General features: G+C 72.8%; 13 protein-coding genes. 3 read left to right on the top strand and 10 right to left on the bottom strand.

The window, feature by feature from the left end:
- Positions 1 to 11: 11 nt before the first annotated feature.
- The 3 genes from nadD to IE313_RS30445 form a co-directional block, all read right to left on the bottom strand.
- Positions 12 to 680: a nicotinate-nucleotide adenylyltransferase gene (nadD, locus tag IE313_RS30455; protein WP_373317099.1), complete on the bottom strand. Its 669-nt coding sequence runs from the start codon at positions 678 to 680 to the stop codon at positions 12 to 14.
- Between the two features lie 76 nt (positions 681 to 756).
- A complete protein-coding gene (locus tag IE313_RS30450; protein WP_189937949.1) occupies positions 757 to 918 on the bottom strand; it encodes a hypothetical protein in 162 nt (53 codons plus the stop codon).
- Between the two features lie 100 nt (positions 919 to 1,018).
- Positions 1,019 to 1,348, bottom strand: coding sequence for a hypothetical protein (locus IE313_RS30445; RefSeq protein WP_189938043.1), 330 nt, complete (start codon positions 1,346 to 1,348; stop codon positions 1,019 to 1,021).
- Between the two features lie 139 nt (positions 1,349 to 1,487).
- On the opposite strand from IE313_RS30445, the gene IE313_RS30440 reads away from it, so the two are divergent.
- Positions 1,488 to 2,612: a M48 family metallopeptidase gene (locus tag IE313_RS30440; protein WP_189937947.1), complete on the top strand. Its 1,125-nt coding sequence runs from the start codon at positions 1,488 to 1,490 to the stop codon at positions 2,610 to 2,612.
- 362 nt (positions 2,613 to 2,974) lie between these two features.
- Here the strand turns inward: IE313_RS30440 and IE313_RS30435 are convergent, their stop codons facing one another.
- The 5 genes from IE313_RS30435 to proB form a co-directional block, all read right to left on the bottom strand.
- Positions 2,975 to 4,087 carry an SCO2583 family membrane protein gene (locus IE313_RS30435; RefSeq protein WP_189937945.1) on the bottom strand — a complete coding sequence of 371 codons (1,113 nt, stop codon included), beginning with the start codon at positions 4,085 to 4,087 and terminating at the stop codon, positions 2,975 to 2,977.
- A 178-nt stretch (positions 4,088 to 4,265) separates the two neighbouring features.
- The gene (locus tag IE313_RS30430; RefSeq protein ID WP_229925092.1) at positions 4,266 to 4,943 is read right to left on the bottom strand and encodes an SCO2584 family spore wall biosynthesis protein; all 678 of its coding nucleotides are present in this window, start codon (positions 4,941 to 4,943) and stop codon (positions 4,266 to 4,268) included.
- A 156-nt stretch (positions 4,944 to 5,099) separates the two neighbouring features.
- Positions 5,100 to 6,404: a glutamate-5-semialdehyde dehydrogenase gene (locus IE313_RS30425; RefSeq protein ID WP_189937943.1), complete on the bottom strand. Its 1,305-nt coding sequence runs from the start codon at positions 6,402 to 6,404 to the stop codon at positions 5,100 to 5,102.
- Positions 6,405 to 6,757: 353 nt separating this feature from the next.
- On the bottom strand, positions 6,758 to 7,228 hold the full coding sequence (locus IE313_RS30420) for a DUF8830 family protein (protein ID WP_373317098.1): 471 nt from the start codon (positions 7,226 to 7,228) through the stop codon (positions 6,758 to 6,760).
- Between the two features lie 225 nt (positions 7,229 to 7,453).
- Entirely contained in the window at positions 7,454 to 8,611 is a 1,158-nt protein-coding gene (gene proB / locus IE313_RS30415) for a glutamate 5-kinase (RefSeq protein WP_189938015.1), read from the bottom strand.
- A gap of 246 nt (positions 8,612 to 8,857) precedes the next feature.
- Between proB and IE313_RS30410 the strand changes: the two genes are divergently transcribed.
- Together IE313_RS30410 and IE313_RS30405 are read left to right on the top strand one after the other, a co-directional pair.
- On the top strand, positions 8,858 to 10,249 hold the full coding sequence (locus tag IE313_RS30410) for a polysaccharide pyruvyl transferase family protein (RefSeq protein WP_189937942.1): 1,392 nt from the start codon (positions 8,858 to 8,860) through the stop codon (positions 10,247 to 10,249).
- A 209-nt stretch (positions 10,250 to 10,458) separates the two neighbouring features.
- Positions 10,459 to 12,621: a hypothetical protein gene (locus tag IE313_RS30405; RefSeq protein WP_229925091.1), complete on the top strand. Its 2,163-nt coding sequence runs from the start codon at positions 10,459 to 10,461 to the stop codon at positions 12,619 to 12,621.
- A gap of 255 nt (positions 12,622 to 12,876) precedes the next feature.
- Here IE313_RS30405 and IE313_RS30400 read toward each other — a convergent pair whose 3' ends face one another.
- Together IE313_RS30400 and IE313_RS30395 are read right to left on the bottom strand one after the other, a co-directional pair.
- Complete coding sequence (locus IE313_RS30400) at positions 12,877 to 14,085, bottom strand: glycosyltransferase family 2 protein (RefSeq protein WP_189937941.1); 1,209 nt, start codon at positions 14,083 to 14,085, stop codon at positions 12,877 to 12,879.
- Between the two features lie 221 nt (positions 14,086 to 14,306).
- Entirely contained in the window at positions 14,307 to 16,418 is a 2,112-nt protein-coding gene (locus tag IE313_RS30395; protein ID WP_189937940.1) for a CDP-glycerol glycerophosphotransferase family protein, read from the bottom strand.
- Positions 16,419 to 16,523 lie beyond the last annotated feature (105 nt).

Raw genomic sequence — 16,523 nt, 5'->3', positions numbered from 1 at the left:
GCCCTCCCGGCTCAGGTGCCGCGGTACAGATTGCGCTTGGCGATGTAACGCACCACACCGTCCGGCACGAGGTACCAGACGGGATCGCCCGCCGCGACCCTCGCACGGCAGTCTGTGGAGGAGATGGCAAGCGCGGGGACCTCCACGAGCGTGACACCGCCTTCGGGCAGGCCCGGGTCGGCGAGCGTGTGCCCGGGACGGGTGACTCCGATGAAGTGCGCAAGGGAGAACAACTCGTCGGTGTAGCGCCAGGTGAGGATCTGGCCCAGGGCGTCGGCGCCGGTGATGAAGAAGAGGTCCGTGTCGGGGTTGAGGTCCCGCAGCTCGCGCAGGGTGTCCGTGGTGTAGGTCGGGCCGCCGCGCTCGATGTCGATCCGGCTAACGGAGAACTGCGGATTCTCGGCGGTGGCGATGACCGTCATCAGATAGCGGTCCTCGGCCGCGGAGACCTTGGTCTCCGTCTTCTGCCACGGCTGACCCGTGGGGACGAACACGACCTCGTCGAGCTGGAACTGCGAAGCGACCTCGCTGGCCGCCACCAGGTGGCCGTGGTGGATGGGGTCGAACGTTCCGCCCATCACACCGAGACGCCGCTTGCCGGTGCTCGCCGGACCCGCCGGAACGTCCCGGCCCGCGGCGGCCGGCCTGTGCTGACCGGTAGGCATGTCCTGCTCTCCCATGCGTGCTGACCCTACCGGCCCGGCCGCCGGGCCCTGGTGGGCCCCGGCCGGCGGTGGGAAAGGGAACCGCGGCGGTTCAGCGGTCCCGGTTGAAGCGGGTGGTGATCCACAGCAGCAGGAGGAGCACGAAAAGCGCGCCGCCGCCGGTGAGGTACGGGCTGAGGCTCGGGTGGTTGCCGCCCTTCTCGCCTTCGGCGGCGAGGGTGGCCATCTGGGCGGCGGTGCTGTGGAGGCTCATCGTCGGCAGGACCTATCCGGAAGGTGGGATCGGGCAGTGGACTGAAGACTTCCGGGCCATCGTATGCGGGTGTCCCGGGCAGGCTCACGCCGACTCGGGTCTACTGCTCTCGCCCAGCGTCACCGGAGCCGTTCCCGCCGCGCCCGCCGGCCGGAGCCCCGCCCTGCGTACCGGAACCGTCCGCCGGGGCGCCCTGCTCGCCGGCGGCGCCCCCGGGAGCGCTCTTCTCGCCTGCGCCGCCGGGGGTCCGGGCCGCGCCGTCGTCCTCGGAAGGACGGGAGCCGCGGTAGCCGCGGAGCAGGAACCAGGCCGTCAGGGCGACGCCGACCAGCAGCACGGCCAGGACGGTGCGCAGGAGGGTGCCGGGCCCCTGCTGGTCCGCGGCGCTCGCGGCCCCGGCGAGCCAGGCGGTGTGAGGGATGAACTCCATGAGGGGCGACTCCTGGGTGGCTCCTGCGGCTCGCACAATGTCATGGAATGTGCACAGCCGATGTCGTGCGCTGCCCCGTCACCGTAACTCCGCTTAGGCTGGAGCCGCCTCGGGGGGACCGACTTCGCAGGGGGACGGCATGACAGACGCCAATCACGAACCGCACGACCGGGTGCCAGGCAGGTCCCGCTCCCGGTTCCCGGGGATCTCCTCCCGGGCGTACGAGCATCCCGCGGACCGCTCCGCCCTGGTGGCGCTCCGCAGGCTGAGCGGGTTCGACACCGTCTTCAGGACGCTCAGCGGCCTGCTGCCGGAGCGCAGCCTGCGGCTGCTGTTCCTCTCCGACTCGGTACGGGTCTCGGACGCGCAGTTCGTGCACCTCAACGACATGCTGCGGGACGCCTGCTACATCCTGGACCTGGAAAAGATCCCGCCGATGTACGTCAACCAGGATCCGCAGCCGAACGCGATGTGCATCGGTCTGGACGAGCCGATCATCGTGGTCACCACGGGTCTGGTGGAGCTGCTCGACGCGGAGGAGATGCGGGCGGCCATCGGCCACGAGGTCGGCCACGCCCTCTCCGGCCACTCCGTCTACCGCACCGTCCTGCTCTTCCTCACCAATCTGGCGCTGCGCGTCGCGTGGATCCCGCTCGGCAACGTCGCCGTGATGGCGATCGTGACCGCGCTGCGCGAGTGGTTCCGCAAGTCGGAGCTGTCCGCCGACCGCGCCGGGCTGCTGGTCGGCCAGGACCTGCGGGCCTCCATGCGCGGCCTGATGAAGATGGCCGGCGGCAACCACCTGCACGAGATGAACGTCGACGCCTTCCTGGAGCAGGCCGAGGAGTACGAGGCAGGGGGCGACCTCCGGGACTCGGTGCTGAAGATCCTCAACATCCTCCCCCGCACCCACCCCTTCGCGACGGTACGGGCCGCGGAGCTCAAGGCGTGGGCGGAGTCCCGTGACTACCAGCGGATCCTGGACGGCCACTACCCGCAGCGCGACGACGACGGGAACACCTCGGTCTCCGACTCCTTCCGCCAGTCGGCGGCGTCCTATGCGAACGACGTACGCCATTCCAAGGATCCGTTGATGAAGCTGGTTTCGGACCTGGCGGGCGGTGCCGGGGACCTGGGCGGCAAGGTGCGCAGCAGGTTCGGCGGGTTCGGCGGCGGCAACGGCTCCGGCTCCGGCTCCGAGGCGGGCGACGGCTCCGAGGGCAGGAAGGGCCCTTCCGACGAACCGCGGCCCGAGACGGACTGAGACGGACTGAGACGGACTGAGACCGGCTGGGACGGACTGGGGGCGGAGAAGCGGGCTGGGACGGGCTGAGACGGACTGGGACGGGCAGAAGCGGGCTGACGAGCCCGGGGCAGCGGCGGAGCGGCTTTTGAGGCCCGGAGCGGTTCCGCGGCCGAGCACCCTCGCGGGCAGATCACCCCGGGGGGTGGATCACCCATGAGGGCGGGACGGCTTCCAGGTAGGGGCCCGTGCCGCCTCCCGCTCGCTTCCTGGAAAGGCCCGCGGCCGTCTCCCGCTCGCTTCCGGCGAGTCCTTCCGCCCGCCCGTGCCCCCGGTCCGCCCCGGTCCACGCCCCGACCGTGCCCGGACCGTGCCGGCAGCGGTCAGGTACCGGCGGCCTTCCCGTCGCCCTGGTGACCGGGGGTGGGCTGGGAGGTGGGGGCGAGGGTTCCGCAGAGTTCGGCGGCCCGGCCGGTCGCATAGGGGTCGGTGCCCGTGTGCGGGCCGCCGGGCTTCGCACGCTGTCCGGCGAGCAGCGGCCGCAGCCGGTCGGCGGAGCCCGCGGAGCAGGACAGCGGCCCGGCCTGCACATAGGCCCCGAGTACATCGGTCTGGTGCAGGCGCAGGTCGTCGCGGTCGAAGCGGAACACCATCTGGCGGCGGACGGTGAACAGCGAGACGAGGCCGTGGCCGGTCCGGCCGGCCGAGGCCGGGCGCAGGGCGTAGACGAAGGTGTGGTCGGAGGTGACCTCCAGGGTCTCCGGGCTGGTCTCGCTCACGTGCAGACTGCCCTGGACCCGGATCTCGGGGTCGGCCAGCTCGGCGGCGGCGGAGTCGAAGCGGACCAGCCAGCCGGTGGGTGCGTGCCGCCCGTCCGCGGCCGGGTGGGCGAAGCTGCGGTCGAACTGGTCGAGCTGCTGCGCATCCACCAGCAGCCGCACCGGGCGCACGGTCCGGCCGGCGAGCACGTCCGGATCGAGCGCGGAGTCCACCAGGTAGTCCTTGGTGGTGGTCAGTGCCGTCACCACCTGGCTCTCGGAGAAGTGCGCGGTGCTGCGCGAGGCGGGCAGGTTGATGCCCTGGGCGCCGATCCTGAACTGTGCGGCGGGGCTGTGCGCGAAGAGGTACGGGGCGTTGGCGGCGCCCGGTACCGACCGGGGCGGGGCGAGCGGGATGACGGTCATCCGCAGCGGCTCGGCGTGCGGCACCGGCGGGGACTGGTACGGGCGGCGGATGCCCATGTAGACGGCGGCGCCGAAGGCCACGGCGATCAGCAGGACGAGGATCAGGGCCTGCCCGGGCAGGCCGCCGTGCAGTGCGGGGCGGCGGCGGACGGCCGGGGCGTGATCGGCCATGCGCTCCCGCGCGGAGAACTCCTGGAGCCGGGCAGCCCGGACGAACGACTCGTCGAAGACGACGGATCGGTACTCGTCCTCGCCGCCACCCGGGACGCCCTCGGGGGCCCCGTCCGGTGGGTGTCCTCCTGGCCCGCCCATACTTTCAGGGTAGGTCGCGGGGCTGTCCGGTAAACGCACTGCTGCGCGACAAGTTCGGACAGCTTTTCCTCGGGGTAGCGGCCGACTGCGCGGGCCGCGGGGGCACCTGACGGCACGTACGGCGGCGACGCCGGGTGACGCGGGGCTCCGGGGTGCGGACCGGGGTGGCCCCGGGGGCCTAGGGGCTGTGCGGGATCGCGGGGACCGGGGACCTGCTGTCCTCGGGCGCTCCCTCGCCGTTCTCCGCAAAGGCGCGGGTATGGGCGCTCGGTGTACCGCCGGAGGAGTGACGGGAGCCGTCCACCGGGGTGCGGGGAGTGCTGCCGTGCCGGGGCGGGGTCTTCTCCACCTCGGTCGAAGCGGGCGCGGGGACCCGGTCCTGCCGTCCGGACGAGGCGCCCCGGTAGACCGCCGTGAAGGCCAGGGCCACCATGCCGACGCCCATCAGCACGGCCAGCAGCCAGGCCACCGAGCGGTGCCAGCGGGCCGGGGCGCCGTAGCGCAGGCGGCGTCCGTAGCCGTCTTCCAGGAGGTCGGGGTCGTAGAGGTCGTCGTCGAACTCGTGGTCGTGCCGGCCACGGGCGTCGTCCGGGTCGAAGCCCTCGTCGTAGAAGTCGTCGTCGGAGCGGGGGCGGCGGGTGCGGGCGCGCCGGGACTCCGCCTCGGACGCCTCGGCCCGGGCCTCGGCGGCCGCCAGCAGCCGCTCCACGGCGGTGGGCTCGTGCACCGGGGCCGACCGTACGAACTCCTCGTCGAAGACCACGGAGGCGAACTCGTCGTCCGCACCTCCGCGGTTGTGGTCCTCATCGGGCTCCCTGCCGTCGGCAGACGGCGCGCCCCCCACATCCTCCGGCACAGGACCAGGGTAGTCCTGGGGGGTCAATTTGGGCAGACGGTAAGGAAATTCTCCCAACCCTCGAGACGGCCCCGGAACCACCGCCCGGAGCGGCACCGGGCCGCGGGCGGTGGCGACGCGGCCGTCCCGGCGCCGGGACGGCCGTGCGAGCCGAGGTCAGGGGCGGGTGTGGCCGTCTCCGGTGACGATGTACTTGGTGCTGGTGAGCTCGGGCAGGCCCATCGGGCCGCGGGCGTGCAGCTTCTGGGTGGAGATGCCGATCTCGGCACCGAAGCCGAACTGGCCGCCGTCGGTGAAGCGCGTCGAGGCGTTCACCACGACGGTGGTGGAGTCGACGAGCCGGGTGAAGCGGCGGGCGGCCTGCTGGGAGGTGGTCACGATGGCCTCTGTGTGGCCGGAGGACCAGAGCCTGATGTGCTCGACGGCCTTGTCCAGGGAGTCGACGACGGCCGCCGCGATGTCGTACGAGAGGTACTCGGTCTCCCAGTCCTCCGCGGTGGCCTCCACGACCTCGGCCTTGGAGCGCTCCGCGTGGGCGAGCACGCGCCGGTCGCCGTGCACGGTGACGCCGGCCTCGGCGAGGGCGTCCAGGGCGCGCGGCAGGAAGGCGTCCGCGATGTCCTGGTGCACCAGCAGGGTCTCGGCGGAGTTGCAGACGCTGGGCCGCTGGGCCTTGGAGTTGATCAGGATGTCGATGGCCATGTCGAGGTCGGCCTGGGCGTCGACGTAGACGTGGCAGTTTCCGGTGCCGGTCTCGATGACGGGCACGGTGGACTCCTCGACGACCGTGCGGATCAGGGAGGCGCCGCCACGCGGGATGAGGACGTCCACGAGGCCCCGGGCGCGCATCAGCTCCCGCACGGACTCCCGGCTCTCGCCCGGCACGAGCTGGATGGCGTCCGCGGGCAGGCCGGCGCCGCCGACCGCGTCGCGCAGCACCCGCACCAGGGCGGTGTTGGACTGGTGGGCGGAGGAGGAGCCGCGCAGCAGGACCGCGTTTCCGGACTTGAGGCAGAGGGCCGCCGCGTCGACGGTGACGTTGGGGCGGGCCTCGTAGATGATGCCGACGACCCCGAGCGGAACGCGTACCTGGCGCAGGTCGATGCCGTTCGGCAGGGTGGAGCCGCGGACCACCTCGCCGACCGGGTCGGGCAGGGCCGCGACGTCGCGCACGTCCGCCGCGATGGTGCGCACCCGCTCGGGGGTGAGGGCGAGGCGGTCGATGACGGCCTCGCTCGTGCCCGCCTTGCGGGAGGCGGCGACGTCGAGCTGGTTGGCCTCGACGATCTCGCTGGTGCGTACCTCCAGGGCGTCCGCGATGGCGAGCAGCACGTCGTCCTTGGTGGCCCTGGGCAGCGGCGCGAGGTCGGCCGCGGCGGCCTGCGAACGGTAGGCGGCCTGCGCGACCGGAGACATGCTGTCGTACGGCGAGCCCGTGAAGTTCTCAGAGAGCGACGTCATGCTGGAAGCGTAATGCGACCCGGGCGGCCTTCCCCGGGGTGTTCCACACCCCGAGACGGCGGGCCTGGGGCGCGGAGCCACAGGGGAGCGCACGGCTGTGCGGGCTTCGAGCGGGCGCACCAGTGGCGCCCGAGTGGTGGGCGAGTGGCGTTCGAGGTCCCCCGCGGGATGCCTGCCGGACGCGGCTCCCCGGGAAGCGGGGCCCGGGAAGCGGGGCCCGGGAAGCGGCGCCCGGGCGGCGGGTCCGCGCGTCACCGGGCCGGCAGGGGCCGCACCCCGCACCCCGCGCCGTGCGCCCCGGGCACCCACGGGGCAGCCGTCGGGACGCCCCCGCGGGCAGCCGTCCAGGACGTTCAGAAGGGGTGGACGCCGACCGGGGTCGCGGGCAGGGGGCCGTGTCCGGCGGCGATGCGCTGGTGGTAGGTGTCGCGGTCGATGACCTCCAGGCCGACGATCTCCCAGGGCGGCAGCTTCGCCGTCTGCCGGTGCTCGCCCCACAACCGCAGCGCCACCGCGGCGGCGTCGTGCAGGTCGCGGGCCTCCTCCCAGTAGCGGATCTCCGCGTGGTCGTTCGCGTACCTGCTGGTCAGCAGGAAGGGGTGGTCATGGGCGAGCTGTTCGAGGCCCTGTCTGACGTCATTGAGGGGTGCTTCGGCCCCGGAGACGCTGAGGGTGATGTGCCACAGGCGGGGCGCCTCCTCGGTGGCGTCGTGCCGCGGGCCCTCGGCCGCGACGCTCACCAGGGGCCGCCCCTGTGCCACCGCGCTCAAGGCGCGCGGGACACCGCCGCCGCGGGACGTCGCCTCTGAGCATGCTCGCCTCACGGGGGTCTCCTTTGCGCACGGTCAAGCAGAACGTCATCGCTCAAAGTTGACCAGGCCGGGCGGCGGCGCGGGGTGCTTTTGCGGAACGTACACACCGCCAGGGCGACGGCCGCCGCGGCGGGACCGGCGGCCCCCTCCGCGGGGCCCCGCGCCCCGTGTCCGGTGGAGGTCCCGCGGCCCGGCGGGGCTCCACGCGCGCGGGGCCCCGCCGGCGCAGGCCGTGTCCTAGGGGTGCAGCAGGACCAGGTCGTCCCGGTGCACCACCTCGCGCTCGTAGGCGGGCCCGAGCTCCTGCGCCAGCTCGCGCGTGGAGCGGCCGATGAGCCTGGGGATCTCCTTGGCGTCGAAGTTGACGAGGCCGCGTGCGACGGCGCGCCCGGTGCTGTCGCAGAGCTCGACCGGGTCGCCCGCCGCGAAGTCGCCGTCGACCCCGGCGATGCCGGCGGGCAGCAGCGATGCGCTGCCCTCCACGACCGCGCGCACGGCCCCGTCGTCCAGGATCAGGGCGCCTTGCGGAGTGGAGGCGTGCTGGAGCCAGAGCAGTCGGTCGGCGGAGCGCCGCTCGGCGGGCCGGAAGTAGGTCCCCGTGTCGCGGCCGGCGAGTGCGTCGGCCGCCTGGCTCGCGGAGGTGAGCACGACGGGGATGCCGGCCGCGGCCGCGATCCGGGCCGCCTCGACCTTGGTGACCATGCCGCCGGTGCCGACGCCGGCCCGGGCCGTGCCGGCGATCGGCACGCCGTCCAGGTCGGCGGGGCCGCGCACCTCGGCGATCCGGGCACTGCCGGGCAGGTCCGGGTCCCCGTCGTACACGCCGTCGATGTCGGAGAGCAGCACCAGGAGGTCGGCGTGCACCAGGTGGGCGACGAGGGCGGCGAGGCGGTCGTTGTCGCCGAAGCGGATCTCGTCGGTGGCGACGGTGTCGTTCTCGTTGACGAGGGGCAGCGCCCCCATGGCGAGCAGCTTGTCCAGAGTCCGCGCGGCGTTGCGGTGGTGGGCGCGGCGGCTGGTGTCGTCGCTGGTGAGCAGCACCTGCCCGACGCGGACGCCGTAGCGGGCGAAGGACGCCGTGTAGCGGGCCACGAGCAGGCCCTGGCCGACGCTGGCCGCGGCCTGCTGGCGGGCCAGGTCGGTGGGGCGGCGGCGCAGCCCCAGGGGTGCGAGGCCGGCCGCGATCGCGCCGGACGACACCAGGACGATCTCCCGGTCGCCCGGCGCCCGCCGCGCCCGGCCCTCGGCGGCGGGCCCACGCAGCGGGCCGCGCGGGCTGAGGTGCTTGGCGAGCACGTCGACGAGCGCGTCCACGCGGTCGGCGTCCAGTCCGCCCGCGGCGGTGGTCAGCGAGGAGGAGCCGACCTTGACCACGACCCGGCGGGCGTCCACCACCGAGACCCTGTGGATGTCATCGCCCTGGTTCACCCCTGACACACGCTCCCCCCTCGTTGCGCCGACCTGCCGATCCGTGCAGACGGCAGCAATCTACGGGAGGTGGGCACGAGGCGGGGGCGGCGTCCAGTCGGTGGACCCCCGGGAGTGACACAGGATATTCGTTTCACTGCGTTCCGTAATCGCTGAAAAGGTTGTACTCGGGCCATATGGCTATTGAACTTTTCGGGAACTAAAAGTTGACTTATGACATCCATGCCTCACCCCGTTCGCCGCATCCTGCTGAGATCCGGAAAGAGCCCTTTCACCGCTCTGTCCATAGAGGACGCCCTCCACCAGGATGTCATTGCCACCAATGCCGGAAACCTGATCTTCAGTGACGCGGCTCACAAGATACTCTCGACGCCCGGCACCGAAGTCGTCTCCAACGGCATGCGGACGGAAATCGCCGCCGCGGAGCGCATCAACGACGAGTTCGACGTATTCGTGGTCCCCCTCGCCAATGCCTTCCGGCCCTCCTTCGAGCTTCCGCTGAAGCGGCTGACACGGCTGATCTCGAAGCTGAGGATCCCGGTGGTCGTGCTGGGCGTGGGCGCGCAGGCGGGGCTGAACCACGACCGGGCACGACTCGCCCCGATCGAGCCGTCGGTCAAGCGGTTCGTCTCGGCGGTGCTGGACCGCAGCGCGTGCATCGGGGTGCGCGGCGAGTTCACGGAGCAGTACCTCAAGGACCTCGGCTTCAGGGACGTGGACGTCATCGGCTGCCCCTCGCTGTTCTGGCACGGCGACCGGCTGACGATCGACAAGGCCGACACCCTCGCCCCCGGTTCCCGCATCGCCCTCAACGGATCGCACAGCGCGATGCGCAACAAGCGCCTCGCCGGACTGCTGAGGCGCACCTGGGAGCAGTACGAGGACGTCCGCTTCATCGGGCAGAACCTCAGCGAGGCAAGGGCTCTGCACTGGCGGGACATGTCGGACGGGGGTCCGGCCACCATGCCGACCCACCCGGCGCACCCGCTGTACCGCGACGGCAAGGTCCGCGTGTACATCGACCCCGTCACCTGGATCCGCGAACTGCGGGGCGTGGACTACTCCCTGGGGTCCCGCATCCACGGCAACATCGCCGCACTGCTCGCCGGCACCCCCTGCACCGTGCTGTGCGCCGACTCGCGGACGCTGGAGCTGGCGCGCTACTTCGAGATCCCGCACCACAAGCTCACCGACCTGCCCGCGGACCCGGACGCCGCCGACCTCTACGCGGCGGCGGACTTCGGCCCGCTGATGAAGGGGCACAAGGAGCGCTTCGAGCGGTTCACCGGCTTCCTCGCCAAGAACGGCCTGGAGAACACGTTCGAGCACGGCGACCAGGGCGCGGAGTTCGAGGCCAGGATGAGCGAGCCGGACTTCCCGCCCGCGGTGCGGCCCTGGAACACCGCCGACCTCACCTCGGTGAGCGAGCGCTTCAACTGGCTGCACTCGCGCCTTGACGACGTCACCAAGCGGAACACCGTGCTGGAGCGCGCCCTGGCCAGGCTCCCCGCGGCCGCCTCGGCACAGCCCCGGCAGTCCGTCTACCGCCGCGCCAGGCGGGCCGTCGGCCGTCCCCTCAAGCGCGCGCTCCAGGCCAAGGGCTGAGCGCGGGGAGCCAGGGCCCGGGGCGGCCGGCTGTGCCGGCCGTACCGGCCGTACCGGCCGTAACACGGCCATAACCAAGGCGGCGTCCGGTGCGTTGATCCGGGAGAACGATCACGCACCGGATGACAGCGCAGCCGGGCCGCCGCGAGGGCGGTACGCCCCGTACCGACGCGAGGGGCACGCGCGCGTACCGCTTGGAGCCACCCGCCATGCCGCCCACCAGCCGCGCCCGACGCTCGCTCGCGCAACTCCCCGCTCCCGTGCTCCTGACGGCGTCCTTCGCCGCGCAGGCCGCCGGAGCGGTGCTCCCCCATGTGCCGCTGCTGGTCGGCTCGGTGGCCGTGGGGCTCGCCATGGAGGGCGTCCTGTACCGCTGGCAGAGGGGGGTGGTCACCGCCTTCGCCCGGGTCCGTGCCGACGTCGCGCTCCGCCAGGTGCTGCGCGACCTGCTGCTCGTCACGGGCCTGCTGCGGCTGGACGACGAGCAGCAGTACACCCGGTACCTGCCCCTGGTGTACGGGCTGCTGTTCTTCTACGGCCTGCACTTCGCCAGCCACGCCCTGGCGATCCTGGTGCGCCGCGGCCGGGCGCTGCCCGTCGTCACCCGCAACGTGGACGCCTCGGCGCTCGGGCTGAGACCCGCACCGCCCGCGCTGCTGCTGCGCCGCCCGGGGCACCGGGTGCTGCTCCTCGGGCTGCCCGCGACCACCGGACTGCTGGCAACCGCCGGTACGGGCGCACCGGCGGCGGCAGCGGCGGGGATCGCGGTGTCCATCGGATGCGCGGCGGCCGGCCTCGGCGAGCTGCTGCTGTGGCTGCTGCCGGGCCGCAGGCCGCCGGGCGAGCAGGAGGTCCTGGAGTGGTTCGACTCGTGGCTCGCGCGCTACCGGCCCACGGTCGGCATGTACTTCTCGGGGGGTGCGTCCTCCGCGTACCAGGCGAACATGTGGCTCGAACCGCTGGCCGGGCTCGGCGGCCGGCCCGTGATCGTGCTGCGGGAGCGGTTCATGGTGCAGCGGATCGCCGCGACGGACATCCCGATCGTGTGCATCCCCAAGGTCGCCCACCTGATGCGCCTCGAACACTCCACGCTCCAGGTGCTCATCCACCCCGCGAACTCCGGCAAGACCTCCCACATCCTGCGCATCCCCACCCTCAAGCACGCCTTCGTCAACCACGGCGAGAGCGACAAGCTGTCGTCCTGCAACCCGTACGCGAAGGCGTACGACCAGGTGTGGGTCGCCGGGCCCGAGGCACGCGCGCGCTATGCGCTCGCGGACGTGGGCGTCGACGACAAGGACGTCGTCGAGATCGGCCGCCCCCAACTGGACGCCATCCGCCCCCTCGCGGGCCCGCCCGCGGGCTCCTTCGTCACCGTGCTGTACGCGCCGACCTGGGAGGGCTGGGACGGCAACCCGGGGAACACGTCGCTGGTCCTGGCCGGGGAGAACGTCGTACGGGCGCTGCTCGCCGACCCGGGCGTACGGCTGCTGTACAAGCCGCACCCCATGACAGGATCCGTGGACCCGAGGGCGGGCGCCGCGAACGAACGCATCCAGGCGTTGATCCACGCCGCGAACGCCGAGCGCGGGGGCGAGCGGCACCCCGGCCACGAGGCGGCGGGAGCCGCGCTCGCACGGCGCACCGAGGAGCTGGACCGAGTGACCACCTCGGTCTTCCGGCGCGCCGCGGACGACCTGGAGCGGATGCTGGTGCAGGGCGCTCCCGAGCCGGGCCGGGCGGCCGCGGTGGACGCGGCGACGGCGGCCTGGGAAGCGGCCTACTGGGCGTCGCTGCCCGCCGGGCTGCACCAGGTCGTCACGGACGCCCGCCCGGCGCTGTACTCCTGCTTCGACCAGGCGGACCTGCTGATCAGCGATGTGTCGAGCGTGATCTCCGACTACCTCGCCAGTGGGAAGCCGTACGCGGTGGCGAACACGAGCGGTCTTGCGGAGGATGCCTTCCGCGAGGCGTTCCCGACCGTGCGCGCGGCCACGGTGCTCACCGAGGACGCCTCGCAGGTGCCCGAACTGCTGCGCAGCGTGCGCGATCCGGGACGGGACGCCCTGGCCGGCGCCCGTGCCGAGCTGAAGCTGCGGCTGCTCGGCCCGTCCGACCCGCCGTCCGCGGTCCGCTTCGCAGCGGCGGTCCGGGCGCTGTGCGAGGAGGCGGCCGCGCACCGGGCGCGCATGGCCCGTCGCACGGCGTCCACCGTGCCCGGACAGGCCGGGGCCCGGGAACAGACCGCCGTACGGGGGCAGGCGGCCGCTCAGGAGGCCGCGGAGATCCCCGGGCAGCAGGTGTCCCCGCCCACCGCGAAGGACGCGCAGACGGGCGCTCAGAGCTTCCGCCCGGGCCGGCGGCGGCCCTAGCCCGGACCGGCGACGGCACCAGGCGGCAGGCGGCAGGCGGCAGGCGGCAGGCGGCAGCAACGGGTTCCCGCGACGACCCCGGGCCGGGCACCGCGGCGGGCCGTCCCACGGTGGGGCGGGCCGTCCCACCGCCCGCCGCGAACCGGTCGGCAGCCACCGCGAACCGGCTGCCGCCCCGCCGCGCCGCGTCCGGTCCCGCGGCACGGGCCCGCCCCGCCGCGTCGCGGGCCGGGCCCGTCGCGCGCCGGCGCCCGCTCAGGATGCCGCCAGGTCCCGCTTCCGTGTGCGCCACACCTTCAGGGCCATTCGCCGGGCCGCACCGAGGCCGGGCCTGCGGCGGGGCGGACGGAAGCCCGCGATGGCGTCGGTCTCGGCCTCGGACGGCGCGTAGACGGAGTCGGGGATGCCAGCGGAGGCGCTGCGGAAGTGCGGGTAGGCCAGGTAGGCGCGCCGACCTCGGCGCTCCAGGACCGTCTGCGGGGTCTTCTTCGCCTTGAGGAAGGCGAGGACGTCCACCAGCAGGTCGGCGCGGTCCTTCGCCACCAGGTGCAGCCGGAGCCGCTGGTGGACCTTGAGCCGGGCCGCGACTCCCCTGGTCCAGTAGGCGTCCATCAGGGGCTTGGCCAGCTCCATCTTGTGGCGTGCGACCTCCTCGCCGAGCGCGAGGAAGGACGGCCCGAACTGCGGCAGGATGGTGATCACGAAGGGCCGGACCATCAGCGTGTCGCGCCGGGGCCCGGCGGGCACCCGCTCCTCGATCAGGCGCATCAGGGCGCGCGCCGAGTCGAAGCGGCGCGTGTAGCTGCCGCGCTTCGTCGCGTGCTTTCCGTCGTCCCGGCCGACCAGGTAGTAGCAGGTGTAGTCCGCCACGACGGAGACGCCGTCGGCCCGCAGGTAGGCGTCCAGGGTGAACAGTGCGTCCTCGCCGGTCGTCAGCGACTCGTCGAACCGCAGGCCGTGGCGCTCGACCAGGGCGCGCCGGAAGAGCTTCTGGGCGCTGAGGGTGTACTTGATGTTCGAGGAGAAGACGTCGGTGCGGGCGAGGTTGCCGTCCTGGAACATCGACTTGGGTGCCGTGCGGTCGATCCCCTTGATCCTGCCGAGAACCACGTCGGTGCCGTGCCGGTCGGCCATCGCGACCATCCGCTCCAGGGCCTCCTCGCCGAGGTGGTCGTCGGCGTCGAGGAAGAAGACGTACCGGCCGCGGGCCAGACCCAGGCCGACGTTCCGCGGGCCGCTGGGGCCGCCGGAGTTCGGCTGCCGGACCACCCTGACCGCCAGATCCGTCTGCGCGGCGAACTTCTCCAGGTACTCGCCCGACCCGTCGGTGGAGCCGTCGTCGACGGCGATGACCTCCATGCGGTCGGCCGGCAGCGTCTGCGCCTCGACCGACTCCAGGCAGCGGACCAGGTACGGCATCGCCTCGTATGCCCCGACAATGACGCTCACGTCAGGAACACTCATCCAGGCTCCCTTTTTCTGTTCTCCTCCACCGGTCACCAAGAAGACGACGCACCGGGGGGTGGCGTTGTCCGAACACCGCATATCCTTCACGTGACGTCCATCACGCGTACGGATATACGAAAACCCGACCCCGGGGCATGGGCCCCGGGATCGGGTGGACGGTTCGGATCAGGCGGACGCCGGGCGGCAGCCTCGCTCGGGTGACCGGGGAAAAGCCCCGCTCAGGCGATCGGCGCCTCGCTCCCGGCGGGCGCGGCCCCGGTCGGCGCGGCCCCGGCGCTCCGCTCGGCGCGCGGCACGGGAATGGTCTCCAGCTCCGCAGCGAGGGCGCCCTGGCCCTCGTTGCGCGCCTCGGCGCGCGCCTTCAGGTCGCGCACCGCGGCGTTGAAGCGCTCCATGGACGTCGGCTCGTCCGGGCCGAGCAGGTACTCCTTGAGCTCGATCCTGGCCTCGGCGAGCGGGTCGGCGTCGGCGCTGCGGACCGCGGCCAGCAGTTCGGGCAGCTCGACCGCAGCGTTCGAGAGGATCACCGCGGCGCGCACGGCGGTGTTCTGCCGCTTGAACTCCTCGGCACCGAGGCCCGCGGAGTCCGTGACGGCGTACGGCTTGCCGCTGGCGATGAAGTCCGACACCACGCTGGAGATGTCCGAGACCATGCCCTCGCTGACGTTGAAGCAGTCGTACAGGCGCGGCTCCGCACCGGTGATCACGCGGTGCTCCCAGGTCGGGAAGGAGCGCCAGTAGGCGGCGTTCCACTCGTCCCGCAGCCGCTTGGCGCGGGCTTCGCGCTCCGGGTCGGCGATGCCGTCCCTGGACGCCTCCGCCTCGTCGCGCTCGTCGTCGCCCCCGCCCGCGAGGCGGGAGAGCTCCGCCTCGATGCGGACCAGGTCGGCGCGTGCCGCGCCCTGGGCCGCCTCGTCGGCGGTCCAGCGGGGGTCGGCGGCACGCTGCGCCGCGGCCTTCTCCACCAGGGCGACGATGCGGTCGTGGGCCGCCTTGGCGGCCTTGCTGCGGGTGCCGGTGAACGGGTGCGGCTTGTAGAGCACCCGCACCGCCGGGTCGGCCGCGAGCAGCGATCGGACGATGTTCTCGCCGGCGAGCAGCAGCGAGGTGTTGCCCGGATCGTCGTCCCAGCCCTCCCAGGTGGGCGCGTAGAGCACGGTGGGGATCCGGCCCTCGGGCGCGCCGGCGTAGTGCTGGATGGGGGCCAGTTGGGGCCGGCCCACCTCGACGATGTCCTCGTCCCGCACGCCGACGTCGGCGAGTGCGTAGCGGTCCCGTCCGGCGCGGCCGGCCGTCCACACCTCGTCGTAGACCTTGCTGAACGGGTTGACGCTGGCGAGCTTGTCGCTGTCGCCGTGGCCGATGAAGACGTGCTTCATGGTGGGCACGCGCAGCAGGTGGATGTTCTTGCCGACGTTCGCGGCGTAGAGGGCGACGCGGACGGAGGAGAGGTCCATGTTCATCAGGTGCACCCCGCCGGGCACGCAGATGACGGGGACGCCGGTGCGGGCGAGCTTCTTCAGGATGACGCGCTCGCGCAGGATCACCAGGGGGCGGGTGTCGAGCTGCTCCAGCGTCTCCAACCACATGTTGACCTGGTAGGCGGAGTCCTTGGAGCCGGAGAAGTAGAGCACCGTCTCGGGCCGGTAGGAGCGCAGCCAGTCGTCCACCTTGTCCAGGACGACGTCCGCGCCGGAGGGGATGCGCCTGCCGCGCACGTAGGGCACCAGGGCGACCAGGTAGCCGAGGCCGAGCACCAGGGTGACGGCGATGCCGGCGAAGCCCGCCACGGGGGCGTCGGCCCGGGCGGCGACCAGCAGACCCGCGACCGCGGCGAGGTCGAGGTGCAGCATCTTCTCCGCGGCGCGGTGGGTGAGCCGGCGCGGCGGGGCGTCCGGGATGGACACCTTCGAGAGGTCGACGTTGCGGGTGACCACCGGCAGCCTGCGGCGCAGCTTGATCAGCGTGGTCAGGACGCTGTGCGGGGCCTGGAAGCCGAAGAAGACGAGGAAGCAGGCGATCGCGGCGTAGAACACCGGCTGGGTGGAGAGGTCCATCCGGGCCAGCAGCAGGATGAGCAGCAGCTCGCGCACCAGGAAGCGGATCGACAGACCGGCGCGGACCTTGCCGAGCCGGTTGATGAGGTAGCTGCCGCGATGGTGGAGGTATCTGTCCGCCAGGTATGTCACGGCACCTGCTGCTGCGAAGCCCCCGACACTCGGTATCAGCGCGGCCACGGTGAGGCCGGGGTAGCCCAGCAGCATGAGGACGGCTGCGGCGAGCTCGGCGCGACTGCCCACGCGGGCGACGCGGATGGCGGTGGATATCACGGAGGACCTACTTCTGGGGGGTCATGCCGACTTTTTCAGAGTGTGGGCCCGGGGGTGGCCGAACCCGGTCGAGTGTGTGCGGTGCGGGTCGTACTGCGGTGCGTG

It is taken from the genome of Streptomyces sulfonofaciens, from assembly GCF_014656295.1.
GTDB lineage: Bacteria > Actinomycetota > Actinomycetes > Streptomycetales > Streptomycetaceae > Streptomyces > Streptomyces sulfonofaciens.
The sequence above is the reverse complement of the archived record's forward strand: the minus strand, read 5'-3'. Positions and strand labels throughout refer to the sequence as shown.